This is a genomic window from Zhongshania aquimaris (assembly GCF_019312595.1).
Taxonomy (GTDB): domain Bacteria; phylum Pseudomonadota; class Gammaproteobacteria; order Pseudomonadales; family Spongiibacteraceae; genus Spongiibacter; species Spongiibacter aquimaris.
Genome location: NZ_JAHWDQ010000001.1, coordinates 1477394 through 1498822, shown reverse-complemented (window position 1 = coordinate 1498822; position 21429 = coordinate 1477394). Strand labels below are relative to the sequence as shown.

Genomic DNA, 21429 nt, shown 5'->3' with positions numbered 1-21429 from the left:
AGGAGGTAGTCTTGACGGTTCCAGCCATACTTGCCCTTGAAGACGGCAGCATTTTTCGGGGCATTGCCATTGGTGCAGAAGGGCACTCGGTTGGTGAGGTTGTTTTTAACACCGCGATGACCGGGTATCAGGAAATACTGACCGACCCCTCATACGCTCGCCAAATTGTTACCTTGACCTACCCACATATCGGCAATACCGGTGTGAATAGCGAAGACGAAGAAGCAGAGCATATTTGGTCTGCTGGATTGGTGATTCGCGACCTGCCAATGCTTGCATCCAGTTTTCGCTCTGAGCAAAGCCTTTCTGATTATTTAAAAGCACGTAATATTGTCGGCATTGCCGATATTGACACTCGTCGCTTAACGCGCATTTTGCGCGATAAGGGTGCTCAAGGCGGCTGCCTCATGGCGGGCGAAATCGATGAAACCAAAGCGCTGACGCTAGCGAAGGAATTTGCTGGGCTCAAAGGTATGGATTTGGCGAAAGAAGTCACTACTGCCAAAAGTTACGAGTGGCGCGAAGGCAGCTGGGCTCTGGGTAAAGGACACAAAGTCTTTAGCGATGCCGAGTTGCCATATCACGTTGTTGCCTATGACTTTGGTGTAAAGCGCAATATTTTACGGATGCTGACTGATCGCGGTTGCCGTTTGACGGTTGTGCCGGCGCAAACGCCAGCTGCCGATGTGTTGGCGATGAATCCCGATGGTGTGTTTTTGTCTAATGGTCCAGGTGATCCAGAGCCTTGCGATTACGCGATTGCCGCTATTAAAGAAATTTTAACAACCGGTCTGCCGGTGTTTGGTATCTGCTTGGGGCATCAGTTACTGGGCTTGGCCTCAGGTGCCAAGACGCAAAAAATGAAGTTTGGCCATCACGGCGCCAACCACCCGGTGCAGGACTTGGCAACGAAAGTGGTGCACATCACCAGCCAGAACCATGGTTTTGCTGTTGACGAAAGCACGTTGCCAGAAAACCTTGTGGTTAGCCATAAGTCATTATTCGACGGTTCATTGCAGGGAATTCGGCGCACCGATGTCCCCGCGTTCGGATTTCAGGGGCATCCAGAGGCGAGTCCTGGTCCGCATGACATTGCGCCCTTGTTTAATCAGTTTATAGATTTGATCAAAGCCTCTAAGCAGGCTTAGTAGAAAGTTCGGCATCGCGGCTTTGTATGCGGTTTTGTTGGTCTGGCGTCGGAAGTCTGGCGTCTGGCGAGAAAATACATTGTCGCGCCCGACTTTGGCGTCTGACGTCCAGCTTCCGACGTCCGACTTTTTTGTAACGAAGCACAGAGTCAGATGATTAGCACTTATGCCAAAAAGAACTGATATCCAAAGCATTCTTATCCTCGGTGCCGGCCCGATTGTTATCGGTCAGGCGTGCGAGTTTGATTATTCCGGTGCGCAGGCGTGTAAAGCCCTGCGGGAAGAGGGTTACAGAGTCATTCTGGTGAACTCTAACCCCGCGACCATCATGACAGACCCGGCGATGGCGGATGCCACGTATATCGAGCCAGTGGTCTGGGAAACGGTTGCCAAGATTATTGAGAAAGAGCGTCCCGATGCCTTGCTACCCACGATGGGTGGTCAAACAGCGTTGAACTGCGCCTTGGATTTGGATCGCGAAGGCGTGCTGGCCAAGTACGGCGTTGAAATGATCGGTGCGACCAAAGACTCCATCGATATGGCGGAAGATCGTCAGCTATTCGACCAGGCAATGAAGCGTATCGGTTTAGAGACGCCAAACTCCGCCATCGCCCATAGCATGGAAGAGGCTTTACAGGTTCTGGATACCATCGGTTTTCCCGCAATTATTCGCCCCAGTTTTACCATGGGCGGCTCGGGTGGTGGTATTGCCTATAACAAAGAAGAGTTTATTGAGATATGCACCCGTGGTCTCGATCTGTCGCCAACCAATGAGCTGCTGATTGATGAGAGCTTGATTGGCTGGAAAGAATTTGAGATGGAAGTTGTGCGTGATAAAAACGACAACTGCATCATTGTTTGCTCTATCGAAAACTTCGACCCCATGGGCGTGCACACGGGCGATTCGATCACCGTTGCGCCGGCGCAAACGTTAACTGATAAAGAATATCAAATCATGCGAAACGCCTCTTGCGCTGTATTGCGTGAGATTGGTGTGGAAACTGGCGGCTCTAACGTTCAGTTCGGTATGGAGCCGCACACGGGGCGTTTGGTCGTAATTGAAATGAACCCGCGGGTGAGTCGTTCATCGGCCTTGGCCTCTAAAGCAACGGGCTTCCCCATTGCCAAAGTGGCTGCCAAGTTGGCGATTGGCTATACCCTCGATGAGCTGCAAAACGATATTACTGGCGGTGCGACCCCCGCGTCGTTTGAGCCGGCAATCGATTACGTCGTTACAAAAATACCGCGCTTTACCTTCGAGAAGTTTGGTGAGGCGCAAACGCGTCTGCACACCCAGATGAAATCTGTTGGCGAAGTGATGGCGATTGGCCGTACCTTCCAGGAGTCTCTGCAAAAAGCATTGCGCGGCCTTGAAGTGGGTTCGGCTGGTTTTGAGCATCAAATTGATGTGGATCGCGACGACGCTCGCGATATATTAATTGCCGAATTGACCAACCCAGGCCCAGAGCGCATTTGGTTTGTCGCTGATGCTTTCCGCGCAGGTATGAGTGTCGAGGAAGTGTTCGAGCACTCTTGGATTGATCCGTGGTTCCTCGTCCAAATTGAAGATATTGTTAAAACTGAAAACTCGCTAAAAACCTTAACGTTAACCGACATCAGCAAAGATTTGATGTGGCGTTTAAAGCGCAAAGGATTCTCTGATCAGCGTTTGGCAGTGTTGCTTGCGGTTAGCGAAAAACAATTGCGCACTCTGCGCCACAGCCTAGACATCCGCCCTGTATACAAGCGCGTGGATACCTGTGCGGCAGAGTTTGCGACGTCGACGGCTTATATGTACTCCACCTACGAAGAAGAGTGTGAGTCACTGCCATCTGACCGCGATAAAATCCTCGTGATCGGTGGCGGCCCTAACCGTATCGGTCAAGGTATTGAATTCGATTACTGCTGTGTGCACGCGGCGCTGGCCATGCGTGAAGATGGTTACGAGACCATTATGGTCAACTGTAACCCTGAGACAGTGTCGACGGATTACGATATTTCAGACCGCTTGTACTTTGAGTCAGTAACCCTCGAAGACGTGCTGGAAATTGTTGCCAAAGAAAAGCCTAAAGGCGTTATCGTCCAGTTCGGTGGCCAAACGCCATTGAAGTTGGCGCGCGACCTTGAGGCGGCCGGTGTACCCATTATTGGTACGTCGCCAGATGCCATCGACCGCGCGGAAGATCGTGAGCGTTTTCAGCAAATGATCGAGCGGCTTGAGTTGAAGCAGCCACCAAATACAACCGTGCGCTCAGAAGAAGCGGCACTGTTGGCGGCAGCCAAAATTGGCTACCCCCTAGTTGTGCGCCCGTCCTATGTATTGGGTGGCCGCGCCATGGAAATCGTTTATAAGGAAGACGAGTTGCAGCGCTATATGCGCGAGGCGGTTCGGGTTTCTAATGAGTCGCCCGTTCTGCTAGACCATTTCTTGAATGCGGCGGTTGAGGTTGACCTCGATGCGGTGTCAGATGGCAAGCAAGTAGTGATCGGCGCGATCATGCAGCATATAGAGCAGGCGGGTGTTCATTCCGGTGATTCGGCTTGTTCTTTACCGCCGTACTCTTTGTCTGCGGAAGTGCAGGATCGTATGCGCGAGATTGTTAAGGCTATGGCCTTGGAGTTGGGCGTTATCGGTTTGATGAACGTGCAGCTGGCTGTGCAGGACGGCGAGATTTATGTTATCGAAGTAAATCCGCGCGCTTCGCGCACTGTGCCATTTGTGTCTAAATGCATTGGTGTGTCGCTGGCCAAAGTTGCTGCGCGCTGTATGGCCGGTACCAGCTTGGCGGATCAAAACTTCACTACTGAGATTATCCCTAAGTATTTCTCGGTTAAAGAAGCGGTATTCCCCTTCGCTAAATTCCCTGGTGTCGACCCGATACTTGGGCCAGAAATGAAGTCTACTGGTGAGGTTATGGGCTTGGGTGAAACCTTCGCCGAAGCCTTTGCCAAAGCTGCAGTTGGTGCTGGCGAAGTCTTTCCGACCAGCGGGCACGCTTTTATCAGTGTCCGTGATCCAGATAAAGACGGCGCTATTGAGGTTGCTAAGCAGTTAGTTGCTCAGGGTTTTACCCTTTGCGCCACACGTGGTACTCATAAAGTGTTAACCGCCGCTGGTTTGACTTGTCAGCGGGTGAATAAAGTACTTGAAGGTCGTCCGCATATTGTTGATATGGTAAAAAATGGCGACGTCGATTTAATTATTAACACCACTGAAGGTAAGCAGGCGATCGCCGATTCATCGCTGATTCGCCGCAGTGCCTTGGTAAACAAGGTAAGTTACACAACAACACTTGCCGGTGCCGAGGCAATTTGTCAGGCTTTGGCCTTTGGTGAAGAAAAAACAGTGCGCCGTCTACAGGACGTGCACGAGGGTATGATGCAATGAATCAGGTGCCAATGACGGTTGCCGGCGAAAAAGCGCTGCGCGAAGAGTTAAAAAATTTAAAATCTGTCGAGCGTCCGCGTATCACGCAAGCGATTGCTGAGGCGCGCGCCCACGGCGATTTAAAAGAGAATGCGGAATACCATGCTGCCCGCGAGCAGCAGGGGTTTTGCGAAGGCCGTATTCAAGAAATAGAAGGTAAGCTCGCCGGTGTGCGGGTGATCGACATTTCTGTGATTCCCTATACAGGTAAAGTAATTTTTGGCGTTACGGTAACGCTGATCAACTGCGAAACCGATGAAGAAGTGACTTACCGTATAGTGGGTGAGGATGAGGCCAGTGTGAAGCTGGGCAAAATATCCGTCACGTCTCCGATTGCGCGTGCTCTTATTGGCAAAGAAGAGGGCGATGTGGCCTTGGTTGCGGCGCCGGGCGGTACCATAGAATATGAAATCGACAAGGTGCAACACCTCGCCGAGTAAATAAACTGGGGGCTTATGCCCGAAGTAGGTTGGACAGCTTCGGGTTAGGTTTCTTGGCTGGGCGGTAAATCAATGCGATCTTGCCGATAGCTTGCACCAATTGCGCCTTGTGGGCGGCACAAAATTGATCAATTAAAGCTCGGCGCTCTGTCGGTTCAGCGATATTTACTTTAACTTTGATGAGTTCGTGATCGTCTAGCGCGCGGTCAATTTCGGTCATCACGCCTTCACTCAAGCCGCGATCGCCGATCATCACAACGGGATTGAGTTTGTGACCGATACTGCGGAGGTGTTTTTTATCGCTGGCGCTGAATTTGGACATAATATTACTAAACCGAAAAAGGCGTGGCCGAGTATTTTACTCGAAAGGCGGCCGCGCTGAAATGTGAATTCTCGCTATTAAGGGAGTGGGTGTGGCTAAACGGTCTGGATCAAGTGATGCGTGGATGAAGGAACATTTTGACGATCACTACGTCAAAATGGCCCAGAAGGAAGGTTACCGTTCACGCGCTTGCTATAAGTTATTGGAAATTCAGGAAAAAGATCGCCTGTTTAAGCCTGGTATGAGTGTGGTTGATTTAGGTAGTGCGCCCGGCGGTTGGTCGCAGGTGGCTGCTATGCTGGTGGGCCACAACGGTCAGGTGCTGGCATCCGATATTCTGGACATGGACAGCATCGCTGGGGTTGAGTTTATTCGCGGTGATTTCACTGAGGAAGACGTCTTCAATGAATTGATGGCTTTTTTGGGTAATCAGAAGGCAGATCTTGTAATTTCAGATATGGCCCCCAATATGAGTGGTATGAGAGACGTTGATCAGCCGCAGTCTATGTATCTGTGTGAGCTGGCGTTGGACATGGCGGGTTTGGTTTTGCGGCCCGGCGGCGGATTTGTCACCAAGATTTTCCAGGGGGAAGGTTTTGAGGAATATATGCGCCTTCTTCGCGAACGTTTTAGTAAGGTGGTGACCCGTAAACCGGCTGCGTCAAGGCCGAGATCGCGGGAAGTTTACCTAGTGGCTACTGGTCTACGCGGATAATTATTGCGTAGAGGGTGCCTAATTAATGTAGTAGAGTGAATAGACGTTGGGGCTAATTTCCCGTTTTATGCACTTTGCGAACAGAGCAGCGTGAGGATCGGTTTTTGAACGATATGGCAAAGAATTTACTGTTGTGGCTGGTTATTGCTGCAGTCCTGTTGACTGTTTTTAATAACTTCAGCGTCCAGTCACCCACCGAGCAGCTCAATTACTCGCAATTCATTACGGAAGTGCAGAATGAGCGTGTCCGCAAAGTCGTTATCGACGGCCTAGTGATCAGTGGCGAGCGCAACGACAGCAGCCGCTTTGAGAGTGTGCGCCCACTGCTGGATGATCCAAAATTAATTGATGATCTGTTACAGCACAATGTGGTTGTTGAGGGTACCAAGCCAGAGCGCCAAAGTTTGTGGACGCAGCTGCTGGTAGCCAGCTTCCCGATATTGATCATTCTTGCGATCTTCATGTTTTTTATGCGTCAAATGCAGGGCGGTGCCGGCGGCGGCAAAGGCGGCCCGATGGCCTTTGGTAAGAGCAAGGCGCGGCTATTAAGTGAAGACCAAATTAAAACGACGTTTGCCGATGTGGCGGGCGTAGATGAAGCAAAAGAAGATGTGCAGGAGTTGGTAGAGTTTCTGCGCGACCCCGGCAAGTTTCAGCGTTTGGGTGGTCGAATCCCCCGCGGTGTTTTGATGGTTGGTCCTCCAGGTACTGGTAAAACCTTGTTGGCAAAAGCGATTGCTGGCGAAGCGAAGGTGCCGTTCTTCTCTATTTCAGGTTCTGATTTTGTTGAAATGTTTGTCGGTGTCGGCGCATCTCGTGTGCGCGATATGTTCGAGCAGGCTAAGAAGCAGGCGCCGTGCATTATTTTTATTGATGAGATTGATGCGGTTGGTCGCCATCGCGGTGCGGGTATGGGTGGCGGTCACGATGAGCGCGAACAGACCCTAAACCAATTGCTCGTTGAGATGGATGGTTTTGAAGCAAATGACGGTGTTATCGTTATTGCGGCAACTAACCGCCCAGACGTACTTGATCCCGCCCTCTTGCGCCCAGGTCGTTTTGATCGCCAGGTAGTGGTTGGTTTGCCAGATATTCGCGGCCGCGAGCAAATCTTGAAAGTACATATGCGTAAATTGCCCTTGGGTGACGATGTCGAGGCATCGATCATTGCGCGCGGTACACCGGGGTTCTCTGGTGCAGATCTTGCGAACCTTGCCAATGAGGCGGCTTTGTTTGCTGCCCGCGGTAATTCGCGTTTGGTGAGCATGGAGCAGTTTAATTTAGCAAAGGACAAAATCATGATGGGCGCGGAGCGCAAATCTATGGTGATGTCAGATAAAGAAAAATTAAATACCGCCTATCACGAAGCCGGTCATGCCATTGTTGGCCGCACTGTGCCTGAACATGACCCAGTGTATAAGGTGAGTATTATTCCCCGTGGTCGGGCCTTGGGTGTAACCATGTTCCTGCCAGAAGAAGACCGATACAGTTTGAGTCGCAGGCATATTACTAGCCAGATTTGTTCCTTATTTGGCGGTCGAATTGCGGAAGAGATGACCTTGGGGCCGGATGGTGTGACAACGGGTGCCTCGAATGATATTCAGCGCGCGACCGATATCGCCCGTAAGATGGTTACCAAGTGGGGCTTGTCGGACAAGATGGGGCCGCTGATGTATGACGACGCAGAGGAAGAGGTTTTCCTCGGTCGCTCGGCTGGCCAGCAGGGTAAAAGCCATTCGGGTGAGACTGCGCGACAAATCGATGAAGAAGTTCGCCGCATTATTGATGAGTGCTACGGAATCGCGCGAGGAATCCTTGAAGAAAATCGCGGTAAACTAGATGTGATGGCTGATGCGTTGATGATGTATGAAACCATCGATGCCAAGCAAATAGACGATATTATGTCTGGTCGCACTCCGCGCAAGCCAGCGGGTTGGGACGATGACGATCGCCGCGGCGGTCATAAAGCGGAGTCTTCTGCGAGCGATCTTGACTCTGAGCCTAGCGCTGACGATGACAATGACAAAAAGAATCGCCCGGAAGACCCTTTTGTTGGCTCGGTGAGTGATCACTGAGTTTGCAATGAACCCCTTGGTAAGCCAATCGTCGCCGCAGCTCCACTGCGGCGCTCGCATGTTAGACCTAAGCGAGCCGAAAGTAATGGCGATTATCAACGTGACTCCTGACTCATTTTCCGATGGTGGTGCATTCCACGCTGGTGGCGTTCTGCTTGAAAAAGTTTTGCGCCGAGTTGATGAAGCGTGCAGAGAGGGAGCATCGCTGATCGATGTCGGTGGTGAATCAACCCGGCCTGGTTCTATACCAGTTAGTGCTGAGGAAGAATGTGAGCGAGTGCTGCCGGTGGTTGAGGCTATCTCTCAACGCTTTGATACCATTATTTCAGTAGACACGAGTACGCCGCAGGTAATTCGCGGCGCAGTGCAGTTGGGTGCGGATTTAATAAATGATGTACGAGCGTTGTCGCGACTGGGTGCGCTTGATGCTGCAGTAGAGAGTGGTTTGCCAGTGTGCTTAATGCACATGCAGGGTGAGCCCAGCTCTATGCAAGAGAATCCAGATTACCAGAATATTTTTGACGAGGTTGCTGCGTTTTTGCATGGGCGCGTTGCCGCCTGTGTTGCCGCGGGTATATCGAAGGAGCAAATATTGCTCGATCCAGGTTTTGGATTTGGTAAAACCGTGGCACATAATTTTGAATTGTTTCGCCGCTTGCCCGCCTTTGTGGAGATGGGGTTTCCGGTATTGGTTGGGGTTTCACGAAAATCTATGCTGGGTGCACTTACTGGGCGTGGAGTTGAAGAGAGGTTGGCGGCGAGTGTGGCCATGGCCGCGATGGCAGTAGAGCGCGGCGCGCACATTCTGCGCGTACACGACGTTAAAGAAACCGTTGATGCAGTGAAGCTTGCAGCTGCTGTGAAGTTTGAGAAAAGTAATAATGGCTAGAAAATATTTTGGTACCGATGGTGTTCGCGGGCGCGTCGGCGAAGGCGCGATTACGCCTGAGTTTGTATTGAAGCTGGGTTGGGCTGTAGGGCAAGTGTTCGCTCGTGAAGGTCGCAGTAAGGTTCTGATTGGTAAAGACACCCGAATTTCCGGTTATATGTTTGAGTCCGCTTTGGAAGCAGGCTTGGTGGCAGCGGGTGTTGATGTCTTGCTGTTGGGGCCGATGCCAACACCGGCAATTGCCTATTTAACGAGAACCTTCCAAGCGCGTGCAGGGATTGTCATCAGCGCGAGTCACAACCCTTATTACGACAATGGCATTAAGTTTTTTTCCGCTGACGGGACCAAATTACCTGACGAGTTGGAGATAGCGATCGAAGAAGCCATTGATATCAGTATGACCACGGTTGAGTCGGCAAAGTTGGGTAAGGTGCGGCGTATTGACGATGCTGCTGGGCGCTATATTGAATACTGTAAATCCACTGGTCAGACAGGTCTGTCATTAGCCGGTTTAAAGATTGTTCTCGACTGCGCTAACGGTGCGACTTACCACGTCGCGCCGGCAGTTTTTTCTGAGCTGGGTGCTCAGACAATTGTCATGGGGGCGAATCCCGATGGCTTGAATATTAATGCCGGCGTTGGCTCTACTCACCCTGCTGATATGCAGGCGCGAGTTGTACAGGAGTGTGCGGATTTCGGTATCGCCTTCGACGGTGATGGAGATCGCGTAGTATTTGCAGATGCGTCGGGAGAGCTTGTTGATGGTGACGAGCTTCTGTATATCATTGCCGCTGAGCAGCTTCGTCGCGGTGAGCGCTGCGAAGGTGTGGTGGGAACCTTGATGTCAAATCTTGGTTTTGAGTTGGCCTTGAAAGCCCTGGGTGTTTCATTTGAGCGCGCGCAGGTCGGCGATCGCTACGTAAAAGAGCGAATGAATGCACTGGGCTGGACGCTCGGTGGTGAAAATTCTGGCCATATAATTTGTGGTGATGTGAGTACCACCGGTGATGGCATTGTTGCCGCATTAAAAGTTGTGCAGGCGGTGCGGGCGAGCGGTAAGAGTTTGTTGGAGCTGCGAGCGCCCGTGAAAAAGTTTCCGCAAATAATGCAAAATATCCGCATACAAAAACCGATGGATTTGAATCATTCGGAATTACGCGCTGCAGTCGGCCAAGTTGAGCTGGAATTAGCAGGCAGAGGCAGGGTATTATTGCGCGCCTCAGGCACTGAGCCTTTAGTACGAGTTATGGTTGAGGGCGAGAACGGTACGCAAGTTGCCGACTTGTGCCAGCGTCTGAGCGACAAGGTGCAAAAGCTTTCATCATAAGTGGTGGCTGTTCTTGTATGTATTTATAAGTTTATGTAAGATTGGCGCCCATTTTGCGCTAAGGGAAATGGCATGCGGAGTAATCTCGTAGCAGGGAATTGGAAGATGTGTGGCGACAGCGCCAGCATTGGAAAATTGGTGGCGGAAATGAAAGCCTCCCTACCTGCGGAGCCTGGTGTTGATATCGCGGTTTTCCCTCCCTCGGTGTATTTGGCGCAGGTGTTAGTTGGCTTGAGCGGCTCGCCAGTTGCAGTTGGTAATCAGAATGTGTGTGACCAACCCAGTGATGGTGCATATACAGGTGAGGTGTCTGCCTCAATGTTGGCTGATGTCGGGTGCCGCTATGTCATTGTTGGGCATTCTGAGCGCCGAGCAATGTGCGGTGAAACCAGTGAGCAAGTTGCGCAAAAAGCTAAGCAGGCTTTGCTGCAGGGATTGATACCTTTGGTGTGTGTCGGTGAGACCGAGGCGCAGCGTGATGAGGGTGCAACTCTTGAAGTTATTTCGGCCCAACTTAAGCCGATATTTTCGACATTAAGTGCTGAGCAGTTACGTTTGATTGTAGTTGCTTACGAGCCGGTTTGGGCAATTGGCACAGGTAAAACGGCAAGTCCTGATCAGGCTCAAGAAGTGCATGCTTTTATTCGCGCACTTTTTTCGAAAAAAGATGAGTTATTGGCGAAGGGTTTGCGAATTCTGTATGGCGGTAGTGTCAAGGCTGCCAATGCAGGTGAATTGTTCGCTCAGGCGGATATTGATGGCGGTTTAGTTGGTGGTGCGTCACTTGATGCACAGGAATTTTCCGCAATATGTCGGGCGGCGGAGTAATGGAACAGATTATTTTAATAGTACATGTGTTGGCTGGTCTCGCCATTATTGGTTTGATCTTGGTTCAGCAAGGTAAAGGCGCAGATATGGGGGCTTCCTTTGGCTCTGGTGCGTCACAAACTTTATTTGGTAGTAGTGGTAGTGGTAACGCGTTAACACGGGCGACTGCCATATTGGCTACCTTATTCTTCATTACAAGTTTGTCGCTCGCCTATGTGGCGAAGCAGCGTAGCGGTGGTGGTGAAGACATTATTGACGTGCCTGTGTTGCAGGAAAGCCGTGATGTTGCTCCGGTTGGTGACGATAGTATGCCTGCTCAAGCGGGTGATGCTGGGTCGGATATGCCGGCAGAGAGTGATATGCCGGCAGTGGCCGAGTAGAAATTAGCCGAAGTGGTGGAATTGGTAGACACGCCATCTTGAGGGGGTGGTGAGCATAGCTCGTGCGGGTTCAAGTCCCGCCTTCGGCACCAATTTAAAAAAAAGGATAATTGTCTGTGATGACTATCCTTATTTGTTTCTAGCGTAAGTGTTTAGTTGCCCCTGTATTCCTTTCCGTGTCAGCCGTTTGGCTTGACCTGCTTGTGGACGCCGACTATAATGCGCCTCCTGATATGAGGTGGCGGCACGGGTTTTACAGGCTTCCTTTGTAAGCGTTGGGTGACTTCGCTTTATATAGATCAGAAGTTTTTAGAAGCCCCTTCCAAAGGGGCTTTTTCGTATCGCTAAAGGGCGTACGTCAAAGAATTTCGATGGTGGGCCTTGGGCCCATTTTTTATTGGTGGGTAGTGAACTTGTCCAACAAGACCGTCAAGTTAGAAGAATTGTTAAGGCCGGGAGTGGAAGCTCTTGGCTACGAGCTATGGGGCTTGGATTATCAATCTCATGGTCGTCACACTTTGCTGCGTGTGTATATTGATAGTGAAAATGGGATTGGTGTTGATGATTGTGCGAAGGCCAGTCACCAAATCAGCGGCGTATTAGATGTTGAGGACCCTATCGCGGGTGAGTACAACCTCGAAGTGTCGTCGCCGGGTATGGATCGGCCGCTATACACACTGGCACAGTTTGAACAGTACATTGGCAATGATGTAAGTATTCGTTTGCGCACCTCTTTTGAGGGGCGTAGAAAATTTCTTGGTCGCCTGACAGGCATCGAGGATGGTGATGTGGTATTGAACGTGGAGGAGCATGATTATTTGCTTCCCTTCGATCAAATTGATAAAGCGAATGTCGTGCCTCGATTTTAATCGGGGTTAATGATTTCAAATAGCCGGCTGCGGAAAGAGGCGGATAATGAGTAAAGAAATATTGCTGGTAGTTGAGGCCGTATCGAACGAAAAAGGTGTTTCTAAGACTATCATTTTCGAAGCGATTGAACAGGCATTGGCAACAGCCGCCAAGAAACGTTATGACGAAGATTCTGAAATTCGTGTGGTGATAGATCGCAACACGGGTGATTATCAGACTTTTCGCAGCTGGTTGGTCATGCCTGACGATGAGATGGCGTTGCTGGGTACTCAGCTAACGATCGAAGAGGCGCATGAGTACAGTACTGATTTAAAAGCGGGCGACACTCACGAAGAGATCGTTGAGAACGTGGGTTTTGGTCGTATTGCTGCGCAAACCGCCAAGCAAGTTATCGTGCAAAAAGTTCGCGAAGCAGAGCGCGCACAAATCGTTGATGAATACCGCGATCGCGTTGGCGAGCTTATAAATGGCACCGTGAAGAAGGTGACGCGCGACAGTATTATTGTCGATCTAGGTAACAATGCCGAAGCTCTATTACCCCGTGAGGAGCTGGTTGGTCGCGAAGTATTTCGGATCAATGATCGCGTTCGCGCAATTTTGGCAGATGTGCGCCCAGAAGCGCGTGGCCCGCAATTGTTTTTGAGCCGCGCCTGCCCTGAAATGCTGATCGAGCTATTCAAGATCGAAGTGCCTGAAGTTTCTGAAGATGTTATTGAGATTCGCGCCGCCGCTCGCGACCCGGGTTCGCGGGCAAAGATTGCGGTAAAGACAAATGATGGCCGTATCGATCCAGTCGGCGCTTGCGTTGGTATGCGCGGTTCGCGTGTTCAAGCGGTTTCTGGTGAGTTGGGTAATGAGCGCGTCGATATTATTTTGTGGGACGATAATCCAGCGCAGTTGGTTATTAATGCAATGGCGCCCGCTGAAGTCGAGTCTATTGTCGTTGATGAAGATAGCCACACCATGGATGTGGGTGTGGCCGAAGACAATCTCGCGCAAGCCATTGGTCGTGCGGGGCAAAATGTTCGCCTTGCCGGTCAGTTAACTGGCTGGACAATCAACGTGATGAGCATCGAGGAAATGGGTGCTAAACACGAGCAGGAATCAGGACAGGTAATTAGCTTTTTTGTTGACGCCCTAGATGTGGGTGAAGACATTGCTGAGGTGTTGGTAGAAGAAGGCTTCACAACACTGGAAGAAGTTGCCTACGTGCCGCTTGAAGAAATGATGTCAATTGAAGGTTTCGACGAGGACATTGCGCAAGAGTTGCGCGCCCGTGCGAAAGACGCCTTGTTGACCCAAGCGATAGCGAGTGAAGAGAAATTAGAAAGCGCAGAGCCGGCTGAAGATTTATTGACAATGGATGGCATGGAAAAACACCTAGCCTTCATTCTTGCCAGCCGTGGCATTGTAACGATGGAAGATCTGGCCGAGCAGGCTGTTGAAGATCTTCTCGACATTGAAGACATGACTGAAGAACGGGCTGGAGAGTTAATTATGACAGCCCGCGCTCCGTGGTTTGCAGACGAAGACGAATCTGCAAAATAAGCGAGTCGTACCGTTTAGGGAGAATGATGAATGGCTGAAGTTACCGTGAGCCAGCTTGCCGAAGTCGTTGGCGCGCCTGTAGAACGTTTATTGCGGCAAATGAAAGAGGCTGGGCTGTCACACAGCGCTGCCGGACAAGCTGTGTCTGATGAAGACAAGCAAACCCTGCTGACTTTCTTAAAGCGGAGCCACGGAGAATCAGCCGAGGCACCACAGAAAATAACCTTGCAGCGTAAAACCTTGAGTACGCTCAAGACAGGATCAGGTGCGGGTAAGAAAACGGTTAATATCGAAGTTCGTAAAAAGCGGACCTATATCAAGCGCGACCCTGCGGAAATGGCAGCGGAAGCGGCGGCTGAAGAGCGGCTACGTGCCGACGCTGCAGCAGAAGTTGAGGCTCCTAAGGCGGCGCCTGAAGTTCAAGCAGAGGTAGAGGCAGCCCCTGAACCGAAGGTGGAAGTTGCAGCCCCTGAGCCAGTTGCTGAAGAGAAGACCCCTGAGCCTGCGCCGGAACCTGTTGCTGAAGAGAAAGCGCCAGAGCCTGTTCCTGTTAAAGAAGAATCTGTACCTGCTCAAGTCGCGGCCCCAGCAAACAAAACGGATGAATACCGTGAAGTGGTTGAGGAAGTTGTAGATGTTGACCCTGAGGTTCTTCGCCAGCGTGCAATTTTGCGTCGTAAAGAAGAAGAAAAGCGAGTTCAAGAGCGCCGCGCCGAAGTATTGGCAGACAAAAAGCGTGATGAAGAGAAGCGTAAAGCAAAATCTCAAGCGCCAGTAAATGCACCAGCTGCAGCACCAGCGGGTAAGGCTGCCGGTGATGCAGAGAAGCCAGCACCTCGTCACCACCGTCGCGCCGCACCAAGCGACAATGCCGCTGCCGATGATGATCGTCCGCGCCGTAAAGGTGGTAAATCGCGTGGCAATAAGCGCGATGATTTAGATGGCGCCGGTTCTTTTGGCGGTCGTCGCAAGAAAAAGACCTTGAAGTTACCAGACGATGCGCAACGTCATGCTTTCCAAGCGCCGACAGATAAGATCGTTTATGCCGTAAATATTGGTGAAACCACCACCGCGGCAGAGCTTGCTCAGCAGATGAAAGTGAAAGCTGCCGAAGTTATTAAAGAAATGATCAAGATGGGCTTGATGGTTACTATCAACCAGCCTATTGATCAGGAAACTGCTCAGCTTGTGGTCGAAGAAATGGGCCACTCGGTGAAGTTGGTTTCTGAGGATGCAGTTGAAGAAGCGCTAGAGGAAACATTAGGTGCCCGTGGTGCTGGTACCATGATAGCGCGAGCGCCTGTTGTGACGGTGATGGGTCACGTTGACCACGGTAAGACCTCATTGCTCGACTATATCCGTAAAACCAAGGTTGCCAGCGGTGAGGCGGGTGGTATCACTCAGCACATCGGTGCTTACCACGTTGAAACCGGTCACGGCATGATTACCTTCCTTGATACCCCAGGTCACGCTGCATTTACACAGATGCGGGCGCGGGGTGCTAAGAGCACCGATATCGTGATCCTGGTTGTGGCTGCCGATGATGGTGTTATGCCGCAGACTGAAGAGGCCATTGTCCACGCGAAAGCGGCGGGTGTGCCACTGGTGGTCGCTGTCAACAAAATGGATAAAGAAGGTGCGGATCCAGATCGGGTGAAAAACGAGCTTTCAGCGAAAGACGTTATTTCCGAAGAGTGGGGCGGCGATACGCAGTTTGTGCATGTATCTGCACACACTGGTGAAGGTATCGATAAGCTGCTGGACGCAGTCTTGCTGCAGGCAGAATTGCTTGAGTTGAAAGCGGCATCAGATTTGCCGGCGCAGGGCTTGGTTATCGAGTCTCGCTTGGATAAAGGCCGCGGTGCGGTTGCTTCACTGCTGATTCAGAGCGGTACCTTGCGCCAAGGCGATATCGTTCTTGCTGGCCAGTGTTCAGGTCGCGTGCGGGCAATGCTCGACGAAAACGGCAAGCCGGTTAAAGAAGCGGGTCCGTCTATTCCTGTAGAGATCTTGGGTCTTGATGGCACGCCAGACGCAGGCGATAGCTTTGTTGTCGTTGAGAACGACAAGCGCGCCCGTGAAGTCGCAGACTTCCGCCAAGTGCGCGATCGCGAGCAGCGTATTAAACGTCAGCAAGCGGCTAAACTCGACCGTATGTTTGAAAGCATGGAGTCGGCAGAGCGCCGTATTCTGAATGTGGTACTTAAAACAGATGTTCGCGGTTCTCTCGAAGCATTACAGGCGTCCTTAATGGACATCGGTAACGACGAAGTTAGCGTTAACATTGTTTCTGCTGGTGTTGGTGGTATCACTGAAACCGACGTAAACCTTGCCTTAACGTCGGGCGCGGTTATGTTTGGTTTCAATGTGCGAGCAGACTCCAGTGCACGTAAACTAGCTGAAAATGAAGGCGTTGATCTTCGTTACTACAGCGTAATCTACGACGTGATTGATGATGTCACCGCGGCATTAACAGGTATGTTGAGTCCTGAAATGCGTGAGGAAATCGTCGGTGTTGCCGAGGTTCGCGACGTATTCCGGTCACCTAAGTTTGGCGATATTGCTGGTTGTATGGTTATTGAAGGTACGGTTTACCGCAGCAAGCGTATCCGTGTTCTGCGTGCAGACGTTGTTATCTATGAGGGCGAGCTGGAGTCTCTCCGCCGCTTTAAAGATGATGCAGCCGAAGTTAAGAACGGTATGGAATGTGGTATCGGCGTGAAGAACTACAAAGATGTGCGCCCAGGCGACAAAATCGAAGTGTTCGAAGTGAAGGAAATTGCGCGCAGCCTGTAAAGGCTGACGTTGCGGAGTAGCGAGTCAATTGAAAGAGTTTAGCCGTACAGCGCGGATCGCTGACTTTTTAAAGCGCGAGCTGGGTAGTTTTATCCAGAAAGAGCTTAGGGATCCGCGTCTTGGCATGGTCAGTGTCATCGACGCTCAGGTCAGTCGCGACCTCAGTCATGCCAAAATTTACGTTACCGTGATGGGTAAAAACACGGCTGAAGAGGCGAAAGAATCTTTGGCGGTGTTAAACAAGGCGGCGGGCTTTTTGCGCAGCCAGGTTGCTAAAATCAACAACGCTCGCACCACACCGCAACTGCGATTTTATTACGATACCAGCGTTAATCGCGGTCAGCATATCAGCAAGCTTATTCAAGATGCAGTTGAAGCTGATCGCAGCCGTCACACGGATGAAGACGGGGAATAGCTGGTTTGGCGAGGCGTCGTAAAGGCCGGTCAGTTGACGGCATTTTGGTATTGGACAAGCCGCCAGGTAAATCTTCTAATGGTGCGATGGTTACCGCTCGCGCTATCTATAATGCCAGCAAAGCAGGGCATACCGGGGCGCTAGATCCTTTGGCGACCGGCGTACTGCCTGTCTGCTTTGGCGAGGCGACAAAATTCTCCCAGTATTTACTGGATGCCGATAAAGAGTATCGCAGTCACTTCATCTTTGGCCAAAAAACGGATACCGGCGATGCTGAAGGTGCAATTTTAGCCGACGTTGACGCCTCCAATCTCACCGCCGCAGAACTAGAAACCCAAATAGCAAAATTGCGCGGTGATATCCTGCAGGTGCCACCGATGTATTCGGCACTTAAGCGCGAAGGCAAGCCCCTTTATGAGCTGGCCCGCAAGGGCATTACTGTTGAGCGTCCTGCGCGACCGGTGACGATTCGCGAGTTTGAATTGGAGTCGTTTACCCCTGGCCCTCTAGCGCGTGCGGTCGTGCGCGTCAGGTGCAGTAAAGGTACCTATATTCGCTCATTGGCTGAAGATCTGGGGGCGGCGATTGGATGTGGCGGCCACGTCGCCATCTTGCGGCGTCTGCAGGCGGGTCCGTTTATGGAGGCGCAATCGGTATCGATAGAGGCTCTACAAGCGCTGCGAGATGCCGAGGACTTCGATGGCCTAGATGCGCTGTTATTACCGATAACTGATGCCCTGGGGCATATTCCACAGCTGAGTTTGGGTGAAACCGCCGCCCACTACTTGATGCAGGGGCAGCCGGTTCAAGTCGCCGCTGCACCTACCTCCGGTATGGTAGTATTGCTAAGTGAGGAGCAAAAATTCCTCGGAATTGGTGAAATTTTAGACGATGGGCGTGTTACACCTCGTCGTTTGCTCTCAACTGTGTGATAATGCGCGGCTGAATTTGTGCCGCTAGTTCGGCAAACAGAAATGAAGGTGTTGGCAAACGGTCTCTCCTTCCGAACCTGACTGTAAATATGCACGGTCAGGCTCGATTTATAAACGCATATTCGTAATGAGGAAAAAGAAGATGGCATTATCTGCTATTGAGAAAGCTGATGTTGTTAAGGACTACCAGACTGCCGAAGGCGATACTGGTTCACCAGAAGTACAGGTCGCGTTGTTGACCATTAACATCAATAAACTACAAGGCCACTTTGAAGGCCACAAAAAGGATCACCACTCACGTCGTGGTTTGATTCGTATGGTAAACCAGCGTCGTAAATTGCTGGATTATCTGAAACGTAAAGACCAAGAGCGTTACGTTAAATTGATCAAACGTCTCGGTCTGCGTCGCTAAAACAAGAATAAGTGAGGGGGCCTTGGTGGCCCCCTTATTACTTTATATAACCCATATTTGGGAGGAATTACTCCGTGAATCCCGTTACTAAAACATTCCAGTGGGGCAGCCAGACTGTCACCCTGGAGACCGGCCGAATTGCCAGACAAGCTACTGGTGCGGTACTGGTTACTATCGATAACACTCAGGTTTTGTGTACGGTTGTAGCAGCAAAATCTGCTAAGCCTGGTCAAGACTTTTTCCCGCTATCAGTTCACTACCAAGAGCGTACTTACGCTGTTGGTAAGATTCCTGGTGGTTTCTTCAAGCGCGAAGCGCGTCCATCAGAAAAAGAGACATTAACCTCTCGTCTGATCGACCGCCCAATTCGCCCGCTGTTTCCTAAAGGCTTCCAGAATGAAGTACAGGTTATCTGTACGGTTATGTCTGCAGACAAAGCAAATGACCCAGATATCGCCGCATTAATTGGTACCTCTGCGGCATTAGCTATTTCTGGTGTTCCCTTTGCTGGGCCAGTGGGTGCGGCGCGCGTTGGCTTTACCGCTGAAGATGGTTACATTCTCAACCCAAGCTATGAGCAGTTAAACGCTAGCTTGTTGGACATGGTTGTTGCTGGAACTCAAGACGCCGTATTAATGGTTGAGTCAGAGGCACAGCAACTAACTGAAGACCAAATGTTGGGTGCGGTACTGTACGCACACCAAGAGATGCAAGCAGCCGTGCAAGCGATCAAAGAGTTGGCCGCTGAAACGGGTAAGCCAGCTTGGGATTGGCAGCCAGCTGAAGAAAATACGGCATTATTAGGCGCTGTAGCCGGCGGTTACAAAGCGGGCTTGGGCGACGCCTATCGCGTTACAGATAAAATGGAACGCTACGCTAAAGTTGGCGAGTTGCGCAATCAAGCTATCGCTGAATTGGCTACTGGCGACGATGCACAATACAGCGCCGATGATGTTCGCGGTGTATTTGCTAAGTTAGAAAAGCAAATTGTTCGTCAGCGTATTTTAAATGGCGAACCACGTATTGATGGCCGCGATGGCCGCACTGTTCGTCCAATTAATGTTGAAGTTGGCGTACTTGGCAAGGCTCATGGTTCTGCGTTGTTTACCCGCGGTGAAACCCAGGCTATCGGCGTTGCGACATTGGGTACTACCCGTGATGCGCAGTTTGTTGATGCCTTGGCGGGCGAGTTTAAAGATAACTTCATGCTGCACTACAATTTCCCTCCCTATTCAGTAGGTGAGTGTGGTCGTATGGGTAGCACCGGTCGTCGTGAAATTGGTCACGGCCGTTTGGCGCGCCGCAGCTTGGAAGCAGTTCTGCCAACTGCTGAAGAATTCCCATATACCATTCGTGTGGTATCGGAAATTACCGAATCAAACGGTTCAAGCTCAATGGCCTCTGTCTGTGTAGGCAGCCTGTCATTGATGGATGCTGGCGTACCGTTAAAAGCACCAGTTGCCGGTATCGCGATGGGTCTGGTTAAGGAAGGCGAGCGCTTTGCTGTTCTAACCGACATCCTTGGCGATGAAGATCACCTTGGCGATATGGACTTTAAAGTAGCGGGTACTGCTGATGGTATTACTGCTCTGCAGATGGACATCAAGATCGAGGGTATTACCCAGAAGATCATGGAAGTCGCCCTTGAGCAGGCACAGCAAGCTCGTTTGCACATTCTTGGCCAAATGAATCAAGTTCTTGCTACGTCACGTAGCGGTGTTTCTGATAACGCGCCAAGCATGCACGTGATGAAAGTCGATTCTGACAAAATTCGCGACATTATCGGTAAAGGCGGCGCAACTATTCGCAGTATGTGCGAAGAAACCGGTGCGCAAATCGATATCGAAGACGACGGTACAGTTCGCGTATACGGTTCTGATGCAGCATCACGCGATGATGCAGTAAACCGTATTTTAGCTATCACTGCTGAAGCGGAAGTCGGCGCAATCTACACGGGTAAAGTTGCTCGTATCGTAGACTTTGGCGCCTTCGTCACAATTCTTCCGGGTAAAGACGGTCTTGTGCACATCTCTCAGATCTCTGACGAGCGTGTAGAGAGCGTGAGCGATTACCTGAAAGAAGGCCAAGATGTTCAGGTTAAAGTGCTGGATGTTGATGCCCGCGGTCGTATCAAGCTGTCTATCAAAGAAGCTGTTGCTGACAGTAAAGAAGTTGTTGACGAGGCGAGTGGACAAAGCGCTGAGTAAGGCGTAAATCCTTTTGCGAAAAAGCCCCGCTCAGCGGGGCTTTTTTTTGCGTATCGAAAAGATGATTTATAGATCTTTGATAATATTGAAATTAGGTCGTAGACAGCAGACAAAGCTGTGCTAATCTCTTGGTGCAGTTTTTACATTATAAATTCCACGAGGGAATAACTATGAGAAAATTATTTATCACTTCCGCTTTTTTGGCATGCTCTAGCGCATCTTTTGCAGTTGCACCTGGTGGCCCTAATTGTGGTTGGGGCAATATGTTATTTGCGGGGCAGTCTGGCTTGCCGTCGCACCTTGTAGCTTCGATTACAAATGGCACATCAGGTAACAATACCTTCGGTATGACCTCCGGTACAAATGGCTGCTCAGCTGATGGTCAGCTGACCTACGGTGGCAAGAAGATGGTTAATGTTGGCGCCATCATGGACGAATTTTCTGAAGATGTTGCTCGTGGTGATGGCGAGGCTTTAACGGCTGTTGCGGTATCGCTGGGTATCAGCGCTGAAGACCGTCCGGCGTTTAAAGAGAGCCTGCATAACAACTTTAATAGTCTGTTCCCGTCTGCTGATGTGCAGGCAGATGCAGTAATGGCGTCTATTTTCGCCATTATGAAAGACGACCAGCGTTTGTCTAAATACGTTTCGTAAATCTTTTTATAAGGTTTCTAGCGGCCCTTCGGGGCCGTTTTTTAT

The 21429-nt window shown here is 50.8% G+C and carries 18 protein-coding genes and 1 tRNA gene; 18 read left to right on the top strand and 1 reads right to left on the bottom strand.

Features of this window, described 5'->3' with window-relative positions; genetic code table 11:
* The first annotated feature begins 11 nt into the window (after positions 1-11).
* From carA to greA, 3 genes are all read left to right on the top strand, one after another.
* Entirely contained in the window at positions 12-1148 is a 1137-nt protein-coding gene (carA, locus tag KXJ70_RS06835; RefSeq protein ID WP_219042672.1) for a glutamine-hydrolyzing carbamoyl-phosphate synthase small subunit, read from the top strand.
* Between the two features lie 166 nt (positions 1149-1314).
* Positions 1315-4536 (top strand): carbamoyl-phosphate synthase large subunit, encoded by a 3222-nt coding sequence (carB, locus tag KXJ70_RS06830; RefSeq protein ID WP_219042671.1) that lies wholly within the window; start codon positions 1315-1317, stop codon positions 4534-4536.
* On the top strand, positions 4533-5015 hold the full coding sequence (gene greA, locus KXJ70_RS06825; protein WP_219042670.1) for a transcription elongation factor GreA: 483 nt from the start codon (positions 4533-4535) through the stop codon (positions 5013-5015). Before carB ends, greA begins: the two co-directional genes overlap by 4 nt.
* Before the next feature lie 13 nt (positions 5016-5028).
* Here the strand turns inward: greA and yhbY are convergent, their stop codons facing one another.
* Positions 5029-5337, bottom strand: a complete 309-nt coding sequence (gene yhbY / locus KXJ70_RS06820; RefSeq protein WP_219042669.1) for a ribosome assembly RNA-binding protein YhbY — start codon at positions 5335-5337, stop codon at positions 5029-5031.
* Positions 5338-5428: 91 nt separating this feature from the next.
* Here yhbY and rlmE point away from each other — a divergent pair, with 91 nt between their 5' ends.
* From rlmE to KXJ70_RS06745, 15 genes are all read left to right on the top strand, one after another.
* Positions 5429-6052, top strand: a complete 624-nt coding sequence (gene rlmE, locus KXJ70_RS06815; RefSeq protein ID WP_219042668.1) for a 23S rRNA (uridine(2552)-2'-O)-methyltransferase RlmE — start codon at positions 5429-5431, stop codon at positions 6050-6052.
* Positions 6053-6165: 113 nt separating this feature from the next.
* Entirely contained in the window at positions 6166-8127 is a 1962-nt protein-coding gene (gene ftsH, locus KXJ70_RS06810; RefSeq protein WP_219043111.1) for an ATP-dependent zinc metalloprotease FtsH, read from the top strand.
* A 7-nt stretch (positions 8128-8134) separates the two neighbouring features.
* Positions 8135-9016, top strand: coding sequence for a dihydropteroate synthase (folP, locus tag KXJ70_RS06805; RefSeq protein WP_219043110.1), 882 nt, complete (start codon positions 8135-8137; stop codon positions 9014-9016).
* Positions 9009-10343, top strand: coding sequence for a phosphoglucosamine mutase (gene glmM, locus KXJ70_RS06800; protein WP_219042667.1), 1335 nt, complete (start codon positions 9009-9011; stop codon positions 10341-10343). Before folP ends, glmM begins: the two co-directional genes overlap by 8 nt.
* A 72-nt stretch (positions 10344-10415) precedes the next feature.
* A complete protein-coding gene (gene tpiA / locus KXJ70_RS06795; protein WP_219042666.1) occupies positions 10416-11171 on the top strand; it encodes a triose-phosphate isomerase in 756 nt (251 codons plus the stop codon).
* Positions 11171-11551 carry a preprotein translocase subunit SecG gene (gene secG / locus KXJ70_RS06790; protein ID WP_219042665.1) on the top strand — a complete coding sequence of 127 codons (381 nt, stop codon included), beginning with the start codon at positions 11171-11173 and terminating at the stop codon, positions 11549-11551. The genes tpiA and secG overlap by 1 nt, the downstream gene beginning before the upstream one ends.
* Before the next feature lie 6 nt (positions 11552-11557).
* Positions 11558-11643 (top strand) — tRNA-Leu (locus tag KXJ70_RS06785).
* A gap of 321 nt (positions 11644-11964) precedes the next feature.
* Positions 11965-12420 (top strand): ribosome maturation factor RimP, encoded by a 456-nt coding sequence (gene rimP, locus KXJ70_RS06780; protein ID WP_219043109.1) that lies wholly within the window; start codon positions 11965-11967, stop codon positions 12418-12420.
* A 46-nt stretch (positions 12421-12466) separates the two neighbouring features.
* Positions 12467-13969: a transcription termination factor NusA gene (gene nusA, locus KXJ70_RS06775; protein WP_219042664.1), complete on the top strand. Its 1503-nt coding sequence runs from the start codon at positions 12467-12469 to the stop codon at positions 13967-13969.
* A gap of 30 nt (positions 13970-13999) precedes the next feature.
* Positions 14000-16765, top strand: coding sequence for a translation initiation factor IF-2 (infB, locus tag KXJ70_RS06770; RefSeq protein ID WP_219042663.1), 2766 nt, complete (start codon positions 14000-14002; stop codon positions 16763-16765).
* A 28-nt stretch (positions 16766-16793) separates the two neighbouring features.
* A complete protein-coding gene (rbfA, locus tag KXJ70_RS06765) occupies positions 16794-17180 on the top strand; it encodes a 30S ribosome-binding factor RbfA (protein ID WP_219042662.1) in 387 nt (128 codons plus the stop codon).
* Between the two features lie 5 nt (positions 17181-17185).
* The gene (truB, locus tag KXJ70_RS06760; RefSeq protein WP_219042661.1) at positions 17186-18112 is read left to right on the top strand and encodes a tRNA pseudouridine(55) synthase TruB; all 927 of its coding nucleotides are present in this window, start codon (positions 17186-17188) and stop codon (positions 18110-18112) included.
* A 142-nt stretch (positions 18113-18254) separates the two neighbouring features.
* Positions 18255-18524, top strand: a complete 270-nt coding sequence (gene rpsO / locus KXJ70_RS06755; protein ID WP_219042660.1) for a 30S ribosomal protein S15 — start codon at positions 18255-18257, stop codon at positions 18522-18524.
* A 74-nt stretch (positions 18525-18598) separates the two neighbouring features.
* Entirely contained in the window at positions 18599-20731 is a 2133-nt protein-coding gene (pnp, locus tag KXJ70_RS06750; protein ID WP_219042659.1) for a polyribonucleotide nucleotidyltransferase, read from the top strand.
* A 170-nt stretch (positions 20732-20901) separates the two neighbouring features.
* Positions 20902-21384, top strand: coding sequence for a DUF3015 domain-containing protein (locus tag KXJ70_RS06745; protein ID WP_219042658.1), 483 nt, complete (start codon positions 20902-20904; stop codon positions 21382-21384).
* The last annotated feature ends 45 nt before the right edge of the window (positions 21385-21429 follow it).

Coding starts and splice junctions, on each gene's coding strand:
- ftsH (WP_219043111.1), top strand. CDS start 6,166: ATGGCAAAGAATTTACTGTTGTGGCTGGTTATTGCTGCAGTCCTGTTG.
- infB (WP_219042663.1), top strand. CDS start 14,000: ATGGCTGAAGTTACCGTGAGCCAGCTTGCCGAAGTCGTTGGCGCGCCT.
- tpiA (WP_219042666.1), top strand. CDS start 10,416: ATGCGGAGTAATCTCGTAGCAGGGAATTGGAAGATGTGTGGCGACAGC.
- KXJ70_RS06745 (WP_219042658.1), top strand. CDS start 20,902: ATGAGAAAATTATTTATCACTTCCGCTTTTTTGGCATGCTCTAGCGCA.
- greA (WP_219042670.1), top strand. CDS start 4,533: ATGAATCAGGTGCCAATGACGGTTGCCGGCGAAAAAGCGCTGCGCGAA.
- rpsO (WP_219042660.1), top strand. CDS start 18,255: ATGGCATTATCTGCTATTGAGAAAGCTGATGTTGTTAAGGACTACCAG.
- nusA (WP_219042664.1), top strand. CDS start 12,467: ATGAGTAAAGAAATATTGCTGGTAGTTGAGGCCGTATCGAACGAAAAA.
- carB (WP_219042671.1), top strand. CDS start 1,315: ATGCCAAAAAGAACTGATATCCAAAGCATTCTTATCCTCGGTGCCGGC.
- folP (WP_219043110.1), top strand. CDS start 8,135: ATGAACCCCTTGGTAAGCCAATCGTCGCCGCAGCTCCACTGCGGCGCT.
- secG (WP_219042665.1), top strand. CDS start 11,171: ATGGAACAGATTATTTTAATAGTACATGTGTTGGCTGGTCTCGCCATT.
- glmM (WP_219042667.1), top strand. CDS start 9,009: ATGGCTAGAAAATATTTTGGTACCGATGGTGTTCGCGGGCGCGTCGGC.
- yhbY (WP_219042669.1), bottom strand. CDS start 5,337: ATGTCCAAATTCAGCGCCAGCGATAAAAAACACCTCCGCAGTATCGGT.